At 64.9% G+C, this 14,658-nt stretch carries 13 protein-coding genes and 1 pseudogene; 1 reads left to right on the top strand and 13 read right to left on the bottom strand.

Annotated features, from left to right (window positions below):
• Positions 1–49: 49 nt before the first annotated feature.
• The 8 genes and pseudogenes from HNP55_RS13700 to HNP55_RS24325 all read right to left on the bottom strand — a co-directional run.
• The gene (locus tag HNP55_RS13700) at positions 50–1,909 is read right to left on the bottom strand and encodes a nitric oxide reductase activation protein NorD (protein WP_184300263.1); all 1,860 of its coding nucleotides are present in this window, start codon (positions 1,907–1,909) and stop codon (positions 50–52) included.
• 2 nt (positions 1,910–1,911) lie between these two features.
• Positions 1,912–2,916: a 4Fe-4S binding protein gene (locus HNP55_RS13695; RefSeq protein ID WP_184300260.1), complete on the bottom strand. Its 1,005-nt coding sequence runs from the start codon at positions 2,914–2,916 to the stop codon at positions 1,912–1,914.
• A complete protein-coding gene (locus HNP55_RS13690) occupies positions 2,909–3,727 on the bottom strand; it encodes a CbbQ/NirQ/NorQ/GpvN family protein (protein WP_184300257.1) in 819 nt (272 codons plus the stop codon). Before HNP55_RS13690 ends, HNP55_RS13695 begins: the two co-directional genes overlap by 8 nt.
• Positions 3,727–5,151 carry a cbb3-type cytochrome c oxidase subunit I gene (locus tag HNP55_RS13685; RefSeq protein ID WP_184300255.1) on the bottom strand — a complete coding sequence of 475 codons (1,425 nt, stop codon included), beginning with the start codon at positions 5,149–5,151 and terminating at the stop codon, positions 3,727–3,729. The genes HNP55_RS13690 and HNP55_RS13685 overlap by 1 nt, the downstream gene beginning before the upstream one ends.
• A 15-nt stretch (positions 5,152–5,166) precedes the next feature.
• Positions 5,167–5,592, bottom strand: a complete 426-nt coding sequence (locus tag HNP55_RS13680; RefSeq protein ID WP_184300252.1) for a c-type cytochrome — start codon at positions 5,590–5,592, stop codon at positions 5,167–5,169.
• Between the two features lie 118 nt (positions 5,593–5,710).
• Positions 5,711–6,931, bottom strand: coding sequence for a type II toxin-antitoxin system HipA family toxin (locus HNP55_RS13675; RefSeq protein WP_184300249.1), 1,221 nt, complete (start codon positions 6,929–6,931; stop codon positions 5,711–5,713).
• A complete protein-coding gene (locus tag HNP55_RS13670) occupies positions 6,915–7,211 on the bottom strand; it encodes a helix-turn-helix domain-containing protein (RefSeq protein ID WP_184300245.1) in 297 nt (98 codons plus the stop codon). The genes HNP55_RS13675 and HNP55_RS13670 overlap by 17 nt, the downstream gene beginning before the upstream one ends.
• Positions 7,212–7,831: 620 nt before the next feature.
• Positions 7,832–8,726, bottom strand: a pseudogene (locus HNP55_RS24325) (IS3 family transposase); the annotation flags it as partial.
• 333 nt (positions 8,727–9,059) lie between these two features.
• On the opposite strand from HNP55_RS24325, the gene HNP55_RS13650 reads away from it, so the two are divergent.
• A complete protein-coding gene (locus HNP55_RS13650) occupies positions 9,060–10,295 on the top strand; it encodes an HNH endonuclease signature motif containing protein (protein WP_184300237.1) in 1,236 nt (411 codons plus the stop codon).
• A gap of 37 nt (positions 10,296–10,332) precedes the next feature.
• Here the strand turns inward: HNP55_RS13650 and HNP55_RS13645 are convergent, their stop codons facing one another.
• Genes HNP55_RS13645 through HNP55_RS13625 form a run of 5 tightly spaced genes read right to left on the bottom strand, consistent with a single transcriptional unit; the run spans position 10,333 to position 14,643 of the window.
• On the bottom strand, positions 10,333–10,971 hold the full coding sequence (locus HNP55_RS13645) for a nitrous oxide reductase accessory protein NosL (RefSeq protein ID WP_184300234.1): 639 nt from the start codon (positions 10,969–10,971) through the stop codon (positions 10,333–10,335).
• 13 nt (positions 10,972–10,984) lie between these two features.
• Complete coding sequence (locus tag HNP55_RS13640; protein ID WP_221439580.1) at positions 10,985–11,530, bottom strand: nitrous oxide reductase accessory protein NosL; 546 nt, start codon at positions 11,528–11,530, stop codon at positions 10,985–10,987.
• A complete protein-coding gene (locus HNP55_RS13635) occupies positions 11,527–12,339 on the bottom strand; it encodes an ABC transporter permease (RefSeq protein ID WP_184300231.1) in 813 nt (270 codons plus the stop codon). The genes HNP55_RS13640 and HNP55_RS13635 overlap by 4 nt, the downstream gene beginning before the upstream one ends.
• 2 nt (positions 12,340–12,341) lie before the next feature.
• The gene (locus tag HNP55_RS13630; RefSeq protein ID WP_184300228.1) at positions 12,342–13,316 is read right to left on the bottom strand and encodes an ATP-binding cassette domain-containing protein; all 975 of its coding nucleotides are present in this window, start codon (positions 13,314–13,316) and stop codon (positions 12,342–12,344) included.
• On the bottom strand, positions 13,291–14,643 hold the full coding sequence (locus tag HNP55_RS13625) for a nitrous oxide reductase family maturation protein NosD (protein WP_184300225.1): 1,353 nt from the start codon (positions 14,641–14,643) through the stop codon (positions 13,291–13,293). The genes HNP55_RS13630 and HNP55_RS13625 overlap by 26 nt, the downstream gene beginning before the upstream one ends.
• Positions 14,644–14,658 lie beyond the last annotated feature (15 nt).

The raw sequence follows: 14,658 nt of genomic DNA, 5'->3' as shown, positions 1-14,658 counted from the left end.
AGGGCGCCAATAAAGCGACAGCCGCTGAACGGATCAGCGGATCAGCGGATCAGCGGGTCAGCTGGGCGTAGACGCCGGCCAGGCGCATGGGCAACTCGCTCGGGCGCACGACGCGCGCCCAACCCTGGCGGCCGAAGATATGCGGCAGATAGTCGGGGGCCTCGGCGTCTATGCTCAGGCAAAAAGGCTGGAGGCCGGCGCGGCGGGCCTCCAGCACGGCCTCGCGCGTGTCCTCCACGCCCCAGCGGCCTTCGTACACATCCAGGTCATTGGGCTTGCCATCGGTCAGCAGCAGGAGCAGGCGCTGCCGCTCCGGCCTTTGTTCGAGGCGCTTGCTGGCCAGGCGTATGGCCGCCCCCATGCGGGTGTAGTAACCCGGCTTGATCGCGCCCAGCCGGGCCGTCACCGGGCCCGACCAGTTTTCCTCAAAGCTCTTCAGATGCTGGATGCGGACCTGGCTGCGCCGCACCGAGCTGAAGCCCAGCATGGCGAAGGGGTCGCCACAGGCATGCAAGGCCTCGCCAAAGACGAACAAGGCATCGCGGATCACCTCGATCACCCGCGCGTCGTTATTGGCATAGGCATCGGTGGACAGGGACAGATCGGCCAGCAGCAAGGTGGCCAGGCTGCGCTCGCCGCGCTGCCGGCGTGCGTAGACCTGGGGCTCGGGCTCGCCGCCCGCCTGGACGGCGCCCAGATGGCGCACCCAGGCGTCGAGGTCCAGGGTCTCGCCCTCGCTGCAGCCGCGCTGCCATTTGGGCGCCGCGCGCAAGAGCTCCAGCCGGCGCCTGACCTGGCGCGCCGTGCGGCGCAGGGCCGCGCTCGGCTGCAGCGGGCTGGCCCCGGGCCGCGTGACCAGGGTCTGCACCTGGCAATGCCCGGGCAGCAGGCGCTGTCGCTTCCAGTCCCATTCCGGCAGCAACTCGCCCTCGCCCAGCGGCAGGTCGTCGGCGCTGGCGCTGGGCAGGTCCAGATCGAACTTGACCCGCGCGGCCACGGCGCTGCCGTCGCGCGACAGGGTCAGCTGCTCCATATCGTCGGCCGCCGCCTGGGCCTGCTCGTCATCGGGCTCATCGTCCTGGCCGCGGTCCAGCGGGATGTGCTCGCTCCAGCTCTGCAGGGACTCGGCCTTGGAGGACAGCAGCAGCGGCGCGCGTTCGCTGGCGGGCTTGGCCTGCCGGGTACGGCGGCGCTTTTGAGCCTGCGCCAGATCGGCATCCGGCGGCTGCGGCGGCGCCGCGTGACCGGCGCGGGGTTGGTGCTTGGCCGAATGGGCCGCCACCGCCAACTCGGGTGGCAAGGCCTGCAACCACAGCCAGACGGGCGCGAGGCCGGCGGCCTCTTGTGCCGACAGGGCTGACTCAGCAGCCTCATCGCCCGCCAGCAACAAGGCTTGCAGCCGCTGCTCGGCCGCCTGTTGCTGCATGGGCAACTTCAGCGCATCGGCGCGGCGCTGCGCCAGATGGGCCTCGCGCAGGCGCTCCCAGCGAGGCCGCAGGCCCGGGCAACGCTGCAAGGCCAGGCGCGTGGCGGCCAGATTGTCGGCCGCCCAGTGGCCGCTGGGCACGAAGGCGGCGGCCAGGGCGGCCAGCCAGAGATAGAGGTCGCGGTTCAGCGCACGGTCGGCGAACAGGGCGATGCGCGGCGGCAGGGCCAGGGTCTCCTCGTCCAACCTGGGCAAGGCGGCGCGCAAGCCACTGCCCGCCAGACGCTGCAGCCAGCTGCGCGGGCCGCCGATGCGCATATCGGCCGCCGGCACGACGCGTGTGCCCGCGGCACCGCCCGCAGCGCGGTAGAGCAAGGCCACGGCCTCGCTGACCTCGGGCAGCGCGACAGCGGCCGCGGCAAAGCTGCGGTCCGCCGCGCCCTTGATGAATCGATGCCAGCGTTCGCCGACCCACTCTTCCATAACTAGTTCTTTCGCTGGGTTTGAGATTGCTGCTGCTGTTGTTGTTGCTGCTGCCTCAAGGTCTCACGCAGGGCCTCGACGCCCACGGTCCATTCCAGTTGCGGCTGCGGTAACTGCGGCTGCTGTTCCTTGGACTCGGCGCATTCGTCCAGGCAGCGGCCGCATTGCACGCAGGAGAACATCTGCCGCTTGATCTGGCGCGGCCGCAGCCGCATCGGGCAGACGCTGTCGCAAGCGCTGCCCTCGGGCGCGCGGGCGGTGCTGCATTGGCGGCAGTCGCTGGCGCGCTCGCGCTTGAAGGCGACGACCAGGGCACGCGGATTGGCCATCCAGGCCAGGCTTTGGAACAGGCCCACGGCGCAGCCGAAGCGGCAAAACAGATGGCGGGCGAACAGCAGCTCCAGCGTGAACACGCTGCTGCCGATCAGGATGAAGCGGGCCTGGTTGGGCGTCAGGTTGCCGCTCAGCAGGCCGGCCCAGATCTGGCGCGGCGGCAGCAGATAGCTCAGCAAGGTGATGGCCCACAGAAAACCGAACAGCGCGCAGCTGAGCGCGAACACCGGCCACCAGTGCCGCTGCGCCTGCTGGCCGGGGCGCAGGCTCGGCCGCTCGTCCCACAGGCTGAACTTGCCGCAAGCCCTGTGCAGCAAGGCATTGAGCCCCTCCACCAGGGAGAAATGCGGGCACAGCCAGCCGCAGTAAAGCCGCCCCCAGCGCCAGGCCACGCCCAGGAACAAGAGCACCAGCAGTAAAGCCGGCAGAATGCCACGCAAGATCAGCGTTAGCGCGGCGGCATTGGCGCTGACCTGGCCCTGGGCCAGTGCGTCTATCCCCAGGCTCCAGCGCATGCCCAGCACCCAGAGCTGGGTTTCGTTCAGATCGAAGCGCAGCAGATTGAGCGCCGGCGCCAGCAGAAAGAGCGCGAAGAAGCCTAGCTGCGTGGCACGCCGCCGCCGCTGCAGGCCCTGGCTGCGCGCGTGGGCCGTGGGGGCGGCGGGTTCAGCCATCGCCGATCACCGCGCGCAGCACCTCGTGCAGGGCGGCGCCGGTGTCGGCATCGTCGGTCAAGGCGTCCACGATGGCGGCGCGGCAGCTGGCCAGCAGAGGCAGGCCGGCCACATGCAGGCGGGCGGCCATCACCAGCAAGCGGGTGCTGGCGGTTTCCTCCAGGTCCTGCTCGGTCAGGCGACGTAAGGCTTGCGCCAGGCGCACCAGCTGGGCCGCCACGGCCGGCGTGCAGCCGCTCTCGGTCGTGACGATGGCCTGCTCCACCGCCGGCGCCGGGTAGTCCAGGCCCAGGGCGACGAAGCGCTGCCGGGTGCTGGGCTTGAGCCCCTTGAGCAGGTTCTGGTAGCCGGGGTTGTAGCTGATCACCAGCATGAAGCCGGGCGCCGCCGCCAGCAGCTCGCCGGTACGCTCGATCGGCAGCACGCGCCGGTCGTCGGCCAGCGGGTGCAGCACCACGGTGGTGTCCTTGCGGGCCTCCACCACCTCGTCCAGATAGCAGATGGCGCCCTCGCGCACCGCGCGGGTGAGCGGCCCGTCCAGCCAGCGGGTGTCGCCGCCCTGGATCAGATGCCGCCCCACCAGGTCGGCGGCGCTGAGATCGTCGTGGCAGCTGACCGTGATCAGCGGCCGCGCAAGGCGCGCCGCCATATGCTCGACCAGGCGGGTCTTGCCGCAGCCGGTGGGGCCCTTGATCAGCAAGGGCAGGCGGCTGGCATGGGCATGCTCGAACAGGCGGCATTCCTCGCCCTGCTCGGCATAAAAAGGCGGCTCGCCCAAGGCCTCAAGCCGCCGTGCGCTGTGCATTTCCATCAGACCGCCCGGCTCAAGGCGCCCGCCGGCAAGGCTTCCTCGGCCCGGCCGGCGCCGATGAAGAAGCTGCTCAGATAGGTCAGCAGACCGACCAGGAAGCCGACGCCGCCGGCCACACGCAGCCAGTAGAAGAAGCGCAGCTGGTCTTGTGTGGCCATAAAGCCCATCGCGCCTTCGCTGGGCATGCGCTGCAGCCAGATCTGCAGGATGCCGGCGCCGGTCAGGGCCAGCACCATCACGCCCATGCCTATGGTCATGATCCAGAAGCTCCACATCTCCACGCTCTGGGCACGGCGCGGGTTGGCCTCACGGCCGCGCAGAATGGGCATGGCGTAGCTGATCATCGCGATCACCACCAGCACATAAGCGCCGTAGAAGGCCAGATGGCCGTGGGCCGCGGTGATCTGGCTGCCGTGGGTGTAGTAGTTGACCGGGCTCAGCGTGTGGATGAAGCCCCACAGGCCGGCGCCCAGAAAGCCCATCACCGCGCAACCGACGGCCCACAGCACGGCGGCCTGATTCGGATGCTCGCGACGGCGGCGCTGCACCATATTGAAGGCGAACAGCGTCATCATGAAGAAGGGGATGGGCTCCAGCGCGCTGAACACGCTGCCCACCCAGTGCCAGTAGCCCGGCAGGCCAATGAAGAAGAAGTGGTGGCCGGTGCCCAGGATGCCGGTGACCAGGGCCATGGTGACGATCAGGTAGAGCCATTTGTCGATCACCTCGCGGTCGACGCCGGTGGTCTTGATCAGCACAAAGGCCAGCAGCGCGCCGAGGATCAGCTCCCAAGTGCCCTCCACCCAGAGGTGGACGACGAACCACCAGTACATCTTGTCGCGCACCAGATTGCTCGGGTTGACGAAGCTGAACAGAAACATCAGGGCCAGGCCCCACAAGCCCATCAGCAGCACCAGGGTGATGGCCGTCTTGCGGCCCTTCAACACCGTCATGCTGATGTTGAAGAGGAAGGCCAGCGCGACGATGACGATGCCGACCTTGGTGGGCAGGGGCTGCTCCAGGAACTCGCGCCCCATGGTGGCGAGCAGATTATTGCCCGTCATCTCGGCCAGCGTGGCATAGGGCACCAGCAGATAGCCCAGGATGGTGGCACCGCCGGCGGCCAGAAAGACCCAGAACAGGATCTTGGCCAGCAGCGGGCTGAAGAGCTCGGTCTCGGTCTCTTCCGGCACCAGATAGTAGGCACTGCCCATAAAGCCCATCAGCAGCCACACAATCAGCAGATTGGTGTGCACCATGCGGGCGATATTGAAGGGAATGGCCGGGAACACCAGATCGCCGATCAGGTATTGCAGGCCCAGCGTGATGCCGAACACGATCTGGCCGACAAACAGCACCAGTGCGCCAATGAAGTAGAGCTTGGCGACGGCCTGCGATTTGTATTTGAGGGTGATGGGTTTCATAGCGTCTTCTCCTCCTCAGCCTTCCACATTCGGGGGCCATTTTTCGGCGTCGACGCCGTTGGTCCACTTGAGGAACTCGACCATATCGTCGAGCTGCTGATCGTTCAGATGGAAATTGGGCATCTGGCGGCGCCCGGGGATGCCGGTCGGCTGCGACTTGATCCAGGCCTTGATGAAATCGGGGCCGCGGCGGGTGTAGACATTGCCCAGCTCGGGCGCGAAATAAGCGCCCTCGCCCAGCAAGGTGTGGCAGCCGATGCAGTTGCGGGTTTCCCAGATGTGCTTGCCGCGCACCACGGCGGGCGTGATCTCGGCGGCCTTGGAACGTTCGGGGATGCGTTGCTCGGTATCAAAAATCAGCGCGGCAAACAGCAGCACGAAAAAAGCCGTGCCGCCGTAGAAGATATTGCGCGCCATCTGGCTGGTGAAGCCTCGGCTCATGATGGTCCTCGGAGTCTGTTGGAGATGCCGCAAGACTAGGGAAAAGTGCGCACCACTTCCTTGAACAGGAATAAGGAAAACCGCTAATCGCCCGGATGGGGCTGGCGATGCCTAGGGCCTATCTCTGCGTCAACCCGCCCTCCCAGGCCCCTCGCATTTGGGCCAGCAGCGCCCTCGGTATGCGTTCATCGGACTCGGCTTCCCGCAGTGTTTGCGTCATCGCCTCGGCGATTCGCTGCAGTACCTGCTCCGGCCGCTTGACCCCGCAAACCTCTCGTCCAAACTTTTGCAAGTCCTGCGGGCTCGGATAGGCCTTGGTCTGCCCTCGCCCCGCAAAAAGCTTGAGTGCGAGCGTGCGATCTTCCAGATCCGGCCCGCCCATATATTGCTGATAGCGGTAGATGGAGGTGGTCACCACGTCAAACATGGGCGCCAGCCAAGCATCAGCTGCCGAACGGTAGAGCAGGCCAAAATTCTTCAGATGGCCATCACCATTGCGCACCATCACCGTGAAGGCGACTTGCTCGAAGAAGCGGCGAAGGTTCTCGCTGCTCAGTTGGAGGTACTTGAACAAGTCTGCGACCATCTGATAGCTGCCACGGTACTTCCGATCAGACAGGACATCACGGACACGCAGACCCAGCAAAGCGGCCACATCCTCAAAGCCTAGCCGCGTGCCGTCAGGCTCGACATCAAAGCGATCCAGCACCAGCATCTGACCGTCATATGACAAGTCGAATCCAGGCGTCAGAATGCCCGCCTTCGAAGCAGCAGTCAGGCACATGAACTCATTGGCTGCCAAGCCAGGGTAGGCGTTTGATGCCGTCTTGATGATCAGCGTAGGAATTGGAATCGTTGGCCGATCCGGCACCATGATCTTGGGCTGCATGCCGGCAATGCCTGCACCCGTGCTGAGGTAGGCTCGCACAAGTTGATCAAACACCTCGGGGGTGTAGCTTGTGCTCAGCAAGGCCTTGCGGTCCATCACCGTTGCCCGAGCCGCTGCCGGTCTATCAGGCAACTGGTAACCAAGGCGACCAATGCCGTTGGAGCCCACCAGCGCCAATAAATGCATAGGCGTCAGCGGCTGTTTGGGAAACAGTGCGCGCAGCCGCATGAACAGATCGCCCTCCGGCAGATGCTGATCCATCACAGCAAACAGATCGCCGTCTCGATAGGTCGGGGTGCTGGGCGGCATCAGCAGGCCAAGGGCCGGCTGATCTTCCAAAGCCCCGTCAAGATAGCGGAACTCGTAAATCGAGTGCTTGAGAAGTTGGCCGCGCAGAGCGCCGCCAATCTCGACCTCCAACTGCTTGATTTTTTCAGGGAGGGGCTGCATCGTCCCCGTCCTCGTCGACTGAGCCAAAACGCCGCTGAACTTCTTCGAGCGTGGGCATGCCTGCGCGTTCAAGACGAATAGTCAGGCCCATGGCCCCCAGGATGGCCATCAGCGAGCTGAGGGTGACATCCTCACCCTGCTCCAGCCGATAGAGCACGTCACGCGCTCGGCCCGCGCGCAGCGCAATGTCGGTCGCCTTCATCTTGCGGGCTTTGCGCTCCAGCATGAGGGCACGACCCAAATCACTTGGCAAGCGAATTACGTCTTTCATAAAGGACATATTACGTACTTCTTGTTATTTTGTCTTTTAATTAAGACAAAATTCCTGTGCCATGCTGGGCATAGGAGCCTGTCGGGCTTGGGTCGCCGATAGCGGAATCGGCCCCTGCCAGGCCAGTTTTTGCCGGATTTGCAGCCCCATAGCCCGGCTATGAGGCAAAAAGCCGGTGAACACGAAGTGACGCGAAGCCAAAAATGGACGGCTGCGGCCGATTTTCCGCCGGCGATTCCCAAGTCCGACAGGCTCCTAGCTGCGGCTGATGAAGTTTTCAGTCAGGCGTTTGTCGGCGCGCTGGCTTCCAGGCGGTCGGCTGCGTCATCAGGCTAGTGCAGTGTTTTATTCTTGCGTGAACTTATCGGCGCCTCGTTCTTGGAGTGGGTGACGCTGATTGTTTGCAGCCTCACCCTCTGCCTAGGCCCAGCCGGAAGTTCGCCACGGCAGACGACCTCCTTTGGCTACGCCGAAACTTCGTTTTCTTGGGCGCCCAAGAAAAGAGGCAAAGATACCGCCCCGAATGCCTGGCCCTTGCGGGGTCCGCTGCAGCACTCGTCTTTGCCGGGCCGCGCCCAACTTGTCGTGGTCAAGTCTTTTCGGACAACCTGATGAGGGGAATATGAAATTCAAAGGGCAGCGGCTTGCTGTTGCTCGAATTGGCTGAGGGACTGATAGCCCAGCGTCGAATGCAGCCGCACGGGGTTGTAGAAGTTGGTGATGTAGTCGGCGATGTCGGCCTGCGCTTCGGCGTGATTGGCATAGTCGCGTTGCCAGACGCGCTCCATCTTCAGGTTCAGGAAAAAGCGCTCCATGACCGCGTTATCCCAGCAGTTGCCCTTGCGGCTCATGCTGCACACCAAGCCATGGCGCGCAAGCAGTTCTGTGTGGGCTTGACTGGCTACCCCGGTCCGAGTGCACCAGCAAGCCCGCAGCGGGCCTGCGACTGGCGATGGCCAGATTCAGCGCAGCACACACCAACTCGGCGGGCATGCTCGGCGCCATCGCCCAGCCCACAATCTTGCGCGAGGACAAATCCAGCACCACCGCCAGGTACAGCCAGCCGCTGCGCGTGCGGATATAGGTCATGTCGCACACCCAGGCTTCATTGGCGCGAGCGGGCTTGAACCGGCGGGCCAGCACATTGCCTGCAATGGGCAAGCCATGACGGCTGTCCGTGGTGTGAACGAACTTGCGCCGCCAACGCGTTTGCAGCCCGTTGCTGCGAATCAACTGACGCGCCCGATAGCGGCCCACCTTCAAGCCCTGGGCTCTCAAGGCGGCACTCAATCGACGGCTGCCGTAGTTGCGTCCGCTGGCCTCGAACGCCGCCTTGGCGTGAACGGCCTAGGGACTCACTTGCTCGGGCTTGCGCAGACGTTGGCGCGCCGCGTAGAAGCCTGATCGACTCACGCCCAGCACCCGGCACCATTGACTCACCGTGGCCTTCTTCGCGTTGATGGCGCTCTCCGTCAAATGATGGGTCACTTCATCTCCCGGGCGAAGAAGGCCGAGGCTATTTTCATGTGTCTGCTGACACTGGCGTGCGAGTGTGCGGGCGCAGGCTGTACGGGGTCAGGTCTTGCCTGGGATCGAGGGGGGCCTACCGCGCGAGAATTCACGCCGTTTGCCCGAGCAACGTCGGACAGAAACCCAGTTCCACCGTGCCCCTACTCGCGCACGTAGCCCCGGCAGCTCAATAGTCAACTCGCCAAGCAGCTGGTCACGATGGCGTAAGCACTAAAACCAACTGAGTTCCTCAAATCTGAACGGATCTCTTGAAATTCGTCCAATTTCTTGGAGTCAGTTCAAACTCATGGCGATACTGACGTAAACGCATATGGGAGAACTGTCGCCATGACGCCAAACGAGGACGTAGCCTTCACTGAATTTCTAAGGCAGAAAACTGCAGAGGCTGAGACTTTGGGCTATCGGCCCAAGCTATTCAAGCAGATGCTCGGTGCGCAAGGTGGCGAGGCCACAGTGCGGCAACTGCTTGCAAAGGGTAAGCCTTCAGAGGGCTTCACGCGTCTGTGGGAGTTGGGTCGCCTGGATCTGACTGTTGAAGCACTTGTCGTCGAAACGAAGTGGCGTCTGTTCGTCGATCCAATCCTGGTACAGCATGCAGAACGCCTGCTGACACAGTCCAAGTACCGTTTCTCTCCGTTCAACGACCCATCATCGGCAGACGGCACAACCCAGGCGCCGGCGAGCGCAGTCACGTCAGCAGCGGAACAGAAACCAAAACCTCAAGACCTCATGCGATCGTCGCGCCGGAAAAACACTCGATCATTCTCTGACTTCTGCGCCTCATTAGGAGCGCCACTAGCTAACCGCGCGGACCGATGGTGCGGATACAACCAAGAACGAGGCTTTGCTGTCTTCACGATTTGGGCTGACCGCCTACGGGGAGATCGTTATGTCCTATGGGATGCAGCCCTGCGGATCAATGATCGGCGCGTCGGCGCGATCGAAATGAGTCGAGTGCTTCGTCAGGTGATTGCCGCCGGACACGCCGCCTACGGCATACGTTGCGAGCCCCACGACGCGAACGCGACGCCGCGCGAGCGTGGCTACTTCGACGATGAACATCTCCTAGTGCTAACCCTCTCAGAAGAAGCCTCGAACGTATTAGCCAAGGTGGAAGGCGAAACCCCGGCTGCTGACGTCGTGGCGAACCGACGCGGGCCTATGGTGCCGTTCCAGAGCGCGATTGATGATCTCGGCGCGCCCCCGAGTGGCAATGCTGTACCCAGTAGAACAGCCAAAAATGTCGGCTCGGGGTACCGGCGCGACAACGCGGTTAGGGACTATGTTGTCCGCCGTGCTCAAGGGCACTGCGAGCACTGTGGTGCACGTGGTTTCGAAATGGTCGACGGGACGTACTACTTAGAGGCGCACCACGTCATCGCGTTATCAGCCGAGGGGCCGGACACTGTGGAGAACGTAATCGCGTTATGTCCCGAGCACCATCGGGAGGCGCACTATGGAAAGGATGCAGAAGGATTGGAAAGAGCGTTCCTAGCCAAACTTCGGGGGAGACTGTCAGAATCTCCGTGTCTGAGGTCTATTGAACCCTCATCGAATTTGTGAAGCCTCTCTAAGCTGCGAAGGCAGACCGGCCTAGCCCTCAATGCCCCGCATGCGCCCGCGTATCCAGCCGCCGCAGCAAGTCGGGGCCGATGTCGGCCGCCCGCAGCAAGCGGCCACCGTGCGCGTGCATGAAGCGCTGGGCCGCCTCGGCCGTGGCGAAGGCGGGCAGATTGCCGGCGCGCATGGGGCCGCCGAGCCTGGAGCCCTGCACATAGACGGCGGCCTCGGCCGCCAGCCAGGCGCCGCCGTCGAGCTCGGTCACATAGCGGGCGGCGATCTCGCCGGCGTCGCGGCCGCGGCTGTAGCGGCCGACGTCTTGCTGATAGAGGAAGAGCGATAGCGGCGAGTCGAAGAACTGGGCGTCGCCGTTGGCAAAGATCAGCTGGGCCGCCCAGCGCCTGGCCTCGGGCGTGCGCGCCGGGAACATGCCGCAAACCGGGCAGCGCGCGTCGGCCGGCACCGGGCGTGGGGCCAGCAGGGCCAGGCCCGAGGCGGGATCGTAGGGGCTAGGCGGCGCCACCAGGCAGACCTCGGCCAGCGGGTCCAAGGGGGGGCTCGCGTCGCTGCCCGGCAGCCATTGCAGGCTGCCGGCCAAGGCCAGGCCGACGAATGCCGCCCAGGCCCAGCGGCTCGCCCGGCTCAGTGGCCCGTGCAGCGGAACAGAGATGGGCAGCATCGCGGCGCTGCGCCTACATCTTGCTGTCGTGCAACGCGCCGCCGCTCAGGTCCACCATATCGCGCGTGATCTCGGCAAAGCGCAGCGGCTTGCCGCCCCATTTGGCGGCAAAGGCCTTGGCATCGGCCTCCTTGGAGAAGGAGGCGACGGTGGGGCCCATCGAGCCATGGCGCGAGCTGCCCAGCACATAGATGGCGGTCTTGGCATCGATCCAGTTGCCGCGCGGCTGATCCCAGTCGGCGCTGCCCATGTCCTGCACATAGGCGATCTTGACGGCCCTGACCTGCTCGGGGGCCAGCAAGGTGTTGAGCAGCTCCACCGTGTCGCAGAAGAAGCTGGGCGCGGCCTGGCCGGCATAGTGGATCTGCGCCTTGGGGCCGGGGTAATCGGCCAGCAGCATGCCGTCGAGCTCGCAGCTCGTGGCGCCGTCGATCTCGGCCGCCGCAGCGACCTTGGCCTCGTCCGGGCGGCCGCAGGCCAACAGGCCTAGCGTGAACAGCGCGCACAGCAAGGCGTTGCGCAGGGCCGAGGGGTTAGCGTTGAGAGTGCGCCTCATCATTTGAATCTCCAGCGGGCAATTAGTAGGGGCACAAGAATCCAGGCGCCCATGACCAGGGCCATCAAGCCCGGTTTGGCCAGGGCCGGCGGCACGATGCTGGTCAGGCCGTAGAGCGTGCGCATATCGTCGAGTGAAAAAATATTGAGGATGCGGAACACATCGGCCGGATTGAGCAGCAGCAGATAGGCCAGCGCCTCACCCCCGAATTCCGCGCTGCCGGCCACCAGGGCGCCGAGCAGCAGCAGGTCAAAGACCAGCACGAAAAAGAACCACAGGGCGATGGCCAGGCCCGAGGCCCGCGTGCGTTCGCGGCTCAGCACCGACAGCAGCAGGGCCAGGCTCAGAAAGGCCAGGCCCAGCAGCGTGCTGCTGAGCATGAAGCCCAGGTAGTGGTAGAGGCCGGCCCAGCCGAACTGCCGGAACAGCAAGGCCGCCACCAGGGCAAAACCGCCCAGCGTGGACAGGGTCAGCGCGGCGGCCAGGCCCAGGTATTTGCCCAGCAGCAGCTCCAGCCTGGTGATGGGCAGGGCCAGCAGCAGGTCGAGCGAGCCACGTTCGCGCTCGCCGACGATGGCATCAAAGCCCAGCAGCAAGGCGATCAGCGGGATCAGATAGATCACCAGGCTGACCAGGCTGGCGATGATGAACTCGATCGAGCGCGGCCCGAGCTGGCCGCTGCTGGCGCCGCCGAAATAGGTGATGCTCAGCGAGAAGGCGGTGAACACCAGGGCCACGGCCAGCACCCAGCGGTTGCGCATGCGGTCGCGGAACTCCTTGCCGGCCAGCGTGAGGATTTGTTGCAGTTCCATATTCAACGGCCTCCCGCCGCGGCTTCATTCGCCGGCTGGCCGACGCCAAAGAACACGTCTTCCAGCGAACTCTCGTGCAGGCTCAGGTCGCGCAGGCGCGAGCCCAGGCCGGCGGCCAGGCCCAGCACGGCCATCTTGGCCTCGCGCGGGCAGCTCAGGCTGAGGCCTTGCGGCGTGCCACGGCAGACGATGGCCTCGGTGCCCAGCAGGCTCAGCGCCTGCCGGGCCGCGCCCACATCCTGCTCGCTCAGATGCAGCTCGATGCGCAGCGGCGCCTGCTGCTGCTCGCGTAGCGCTTGCACGGTGCCCAGGGCCTGGATGCGGCCGGCCGCCATGATGGCCAGGCGGTCCACCCGCTGCTGCAACTCGGCCAGGATGTGCGAGGTGATCAGCACCGTCACGCCCTTGGCCTGCAGCTCTTGCAGCACGCTGTAGAAGTCGCGGATGGCCTGTGGGTCCAGGCCATTGGTGGGCTCGTCCAGGAACAGCACCCGCGGCTCGCCCAGCAGCGCCTGCGCGAAACCCAGCCTTTGCCGCATACCCTTGGAGTACTCGCGCAGCGGGCGCGCGCCGGCATGGGCCAGCCCCACCCGCTCCAGCGTGGGCGCGCATTGGCGCAGATCGGCGCCCTTCAGCTTGGCAAAAAAGCGCAGCGTCTCCAGGCCGCTGAGGTTGTCGTAGAGCACCACGTTTTCGGGCAGATAGCCCAGGCGGCGCCGGGTGGCGCGAAAGCCGCTGCCGCGCACCGAGCCACCGGCGATCAGGATCTCGCCGCTGCCGAGCGGCGTTAGCCCCAGCATCAGCTTGAACAAGGTGCTCTTGCCGGCGCCGTTATGGCCGATCAGGCCGAAGATTTCACCGCCTTCGACCCGCAGATCGACGCCATCCACCGCGTGGACGGCCCCGTAATGCTTGCTCACGCCGCGCACCTCGATGGCGGGCGTTGGGCCCTTATGGGCCGGGATAGTGCTTGTCACGCCATTCACTCCATTGCTTGTTGGCGGGCTGCATGCGCGGGGCCGGATCGACCACGCTGGGCACTCGCAGCACCGGAAATTGTTGGCCGACCAGGCGCAGTGCCTGCACGGCGGGGCTGGCCAGCAGCAGCTTGACTTCGGGGTGGCGCCAGCTCAGCCGGTCCACCATGTCATTGGCCTCATAGGCCACGTCACCGACACCATCGCCGTTGCGGTCCCAGCCCAGGTAATTGCTCCAATGGTTTCCCTGGCCCCCAAGGTCGCCACAAAGTGGCGCCCGCCCCCCCGAGGGGGAACAATCAAGCTTGGGGCGGCCCGGCGCTTGATTGCCGCCAGACTTTTTGTCCTTGCCGCCCCAGACCTCATCACGCGCGCCGACATAGCGCACCTGCTCGCGGTTGGCGATGAAGTCATTGCCCTCCACCACATTGCGGGTGGAGCCGGCCGAGAGGTGCACGCCGACCTGGTTGTCGACCACCAGATTGCTCTTCAGCGTGGCGTATTCGACGTCGTAGATGAAGAGGCCACGCGCATTGCCGGCGATGATGTTGTTCTCGATCAGCGAGTCCTGCAGCGTGCGCAGCATGATGCCGTGATCGCTATTGCCCCAGGTGCGGTTGCCCCGCACTACCTGGTTGCGCACCTCCATCAAGGCCAGGCCGCCGCGGTTGTAATAGCTCTCGTTGTCCTCCCACAGGTTGTAGTAGGAGTTCATATAGTGGCTGCCGTAGCGGCTGTGGTGCAGCTTATTGCCCCTGAAGATGGCGTGATGGCTAACGTCCACATAAAGCGCATCACGGACAAAGCCGATGTTGTTGCCGATGATGCGGGCACCCTGGGTGTTGTAGAGCTGGACGCCGTTGCCGCGCTGCGAGCTGTTCAGGTCGCGCTTGCCGGTGATCAGGTTGTGCTCGATGCGCACATCGTTGGCCTTCTCTATCCACAGGCCGAACAGGTTGTACGTCAGGTCGCAGCGCTGCACCCGGGCCCGGTGGGCGCCGGGGCGGATATAGATGCCGGCGTTCTGCTCTTTCAGGCTGCTGCCGGAGTCGCGCACGATCAGGCCCTCGATCGTCACATCGGCGGCCGTCACGCGCAGGGTGTCGCCCTGCCCCGCGCCGCTCAGCGTCGGGCGATTGATGCCGCTCAGCGTCAGCGCCTTGTCGATCAGGAAGTTGCCGGTGTAGAGGCCGCGCTCGATCTCGATCCGGTCGCCCGGCTGCGCCTTGGCGATGGCCGCCTGCAGCGATTCGCCCGGCCGCACCCGCAGGGTGGCGGCCTGCGCGCCCAGCGCGACGCCGAGCACAAGAAAAAGCAAGCACCTCATGAGAAACAAAACTCC

Source organism: Roseateles oligotrophus (genome assembly GCF_014204525.1).
In the GTDB taxonomy this organism is placed as follows: Bacteria; Pseudomonadota; Gammaproteobacteria; order Burkholderiales; family Burkholderiaceae_C; genus Paucibacter_A; species Paucibacter_A oligotrophus_A.
This window is presented reverse-complemented; position numbering and strand designations above follow the sequence as displayed.

Excerpts from the sequence above, each read along its gene's own strand:
- HNP55_RS13695 (WP_184300260.1), bottom strand. The coding sequence starts at position 2,916 with ATGGCTGAACCCGCCGCCCCCACGGCCCACGCGCGCAGCCAGGGCCTG.
- HNP55_RS13675 (WP_184300249.1), bottom strand. The coding sequence starts at position 6,931 with ATGCAGCCCCTCCCTGAAAAAATCAAGCAGTTGGAGGTCGAGATTGGC.
- HNP55_RS13640 (WP_221439580.1), bottom strand. The coding sequence starts at position 11,530 with ATGATGAGGCGCACTCTCAACGCTAACCCCTCGGCCCTGCGCAACGCC.
- HNP55_RS13700 (WP_184300263.1), bottom strand. The coding sequence starts at position 1,909 with ATGGAAGAGTGGGTCGGCGAACGCTGGCATCGATTCATCAAGGGCGCG.
- HNP55_RS13645 (WP_184300234.1), bottom strand. The coding sequence starts at position 10,971 with ATGCTGCCCATCTCTGTTCCGCTGCACGGGCCACTGAGCCGGGCGAGC.
- HNP55_RS13670 (WP_184300245.1), bottom strand. The coding sequence starts at position 7,211 with ATGTCCTTTATGAAAGACGTAATTCGCTTGCCAAGTGATTTGGGTCGT.
- HNP55_RS13650 (WP_184300237.1), top strand. The coding sequence starts at position 9,060 with ATGACGCCAAACGAGGACGTAGCCTTCACTGAATTTCTAAGGCAGAAA.
- HNP55_RS13680 (WP_184300252.1), bottom strand. The coding sequence starts at position 5,592 with ATGAGCCGAGGCTTCACCAGCCAGATGGCGCGCAATATCTTCTACGGC.
- HNP55_RS13685 (WP_184300255.1), bottom strand. The coding sequence starts at position 5,151 with ATGAAACCCATCACCCTCAAATACAAATCGCAGGCCGTCGCCAAGCTC.
- HNP55_RS13690 (WP_184300257.1), bottom strand. The coding sequence starts at position 3,727 with ATGGAAATGCACAGCGCACGGCGGCTTGAGGCCTTGGGCGAGCCGCCT.
- HNP55_RS13625 (WP_184300225.1), bottom strand. The coding sequence starts at position 14,643 with ATGAGGTGCTTGCTTTTTCTTGTGCTCGGCGTCGCGCTGGGCGCGCAG.
- HNP55_RS13635 (WP_184300231.1), bottom strand. The coding sequence starts at position 12,339 with ATGGAACTGCAACAAATCCTCACGCTGGCCGGCAAGGAGTTCCGCGAC.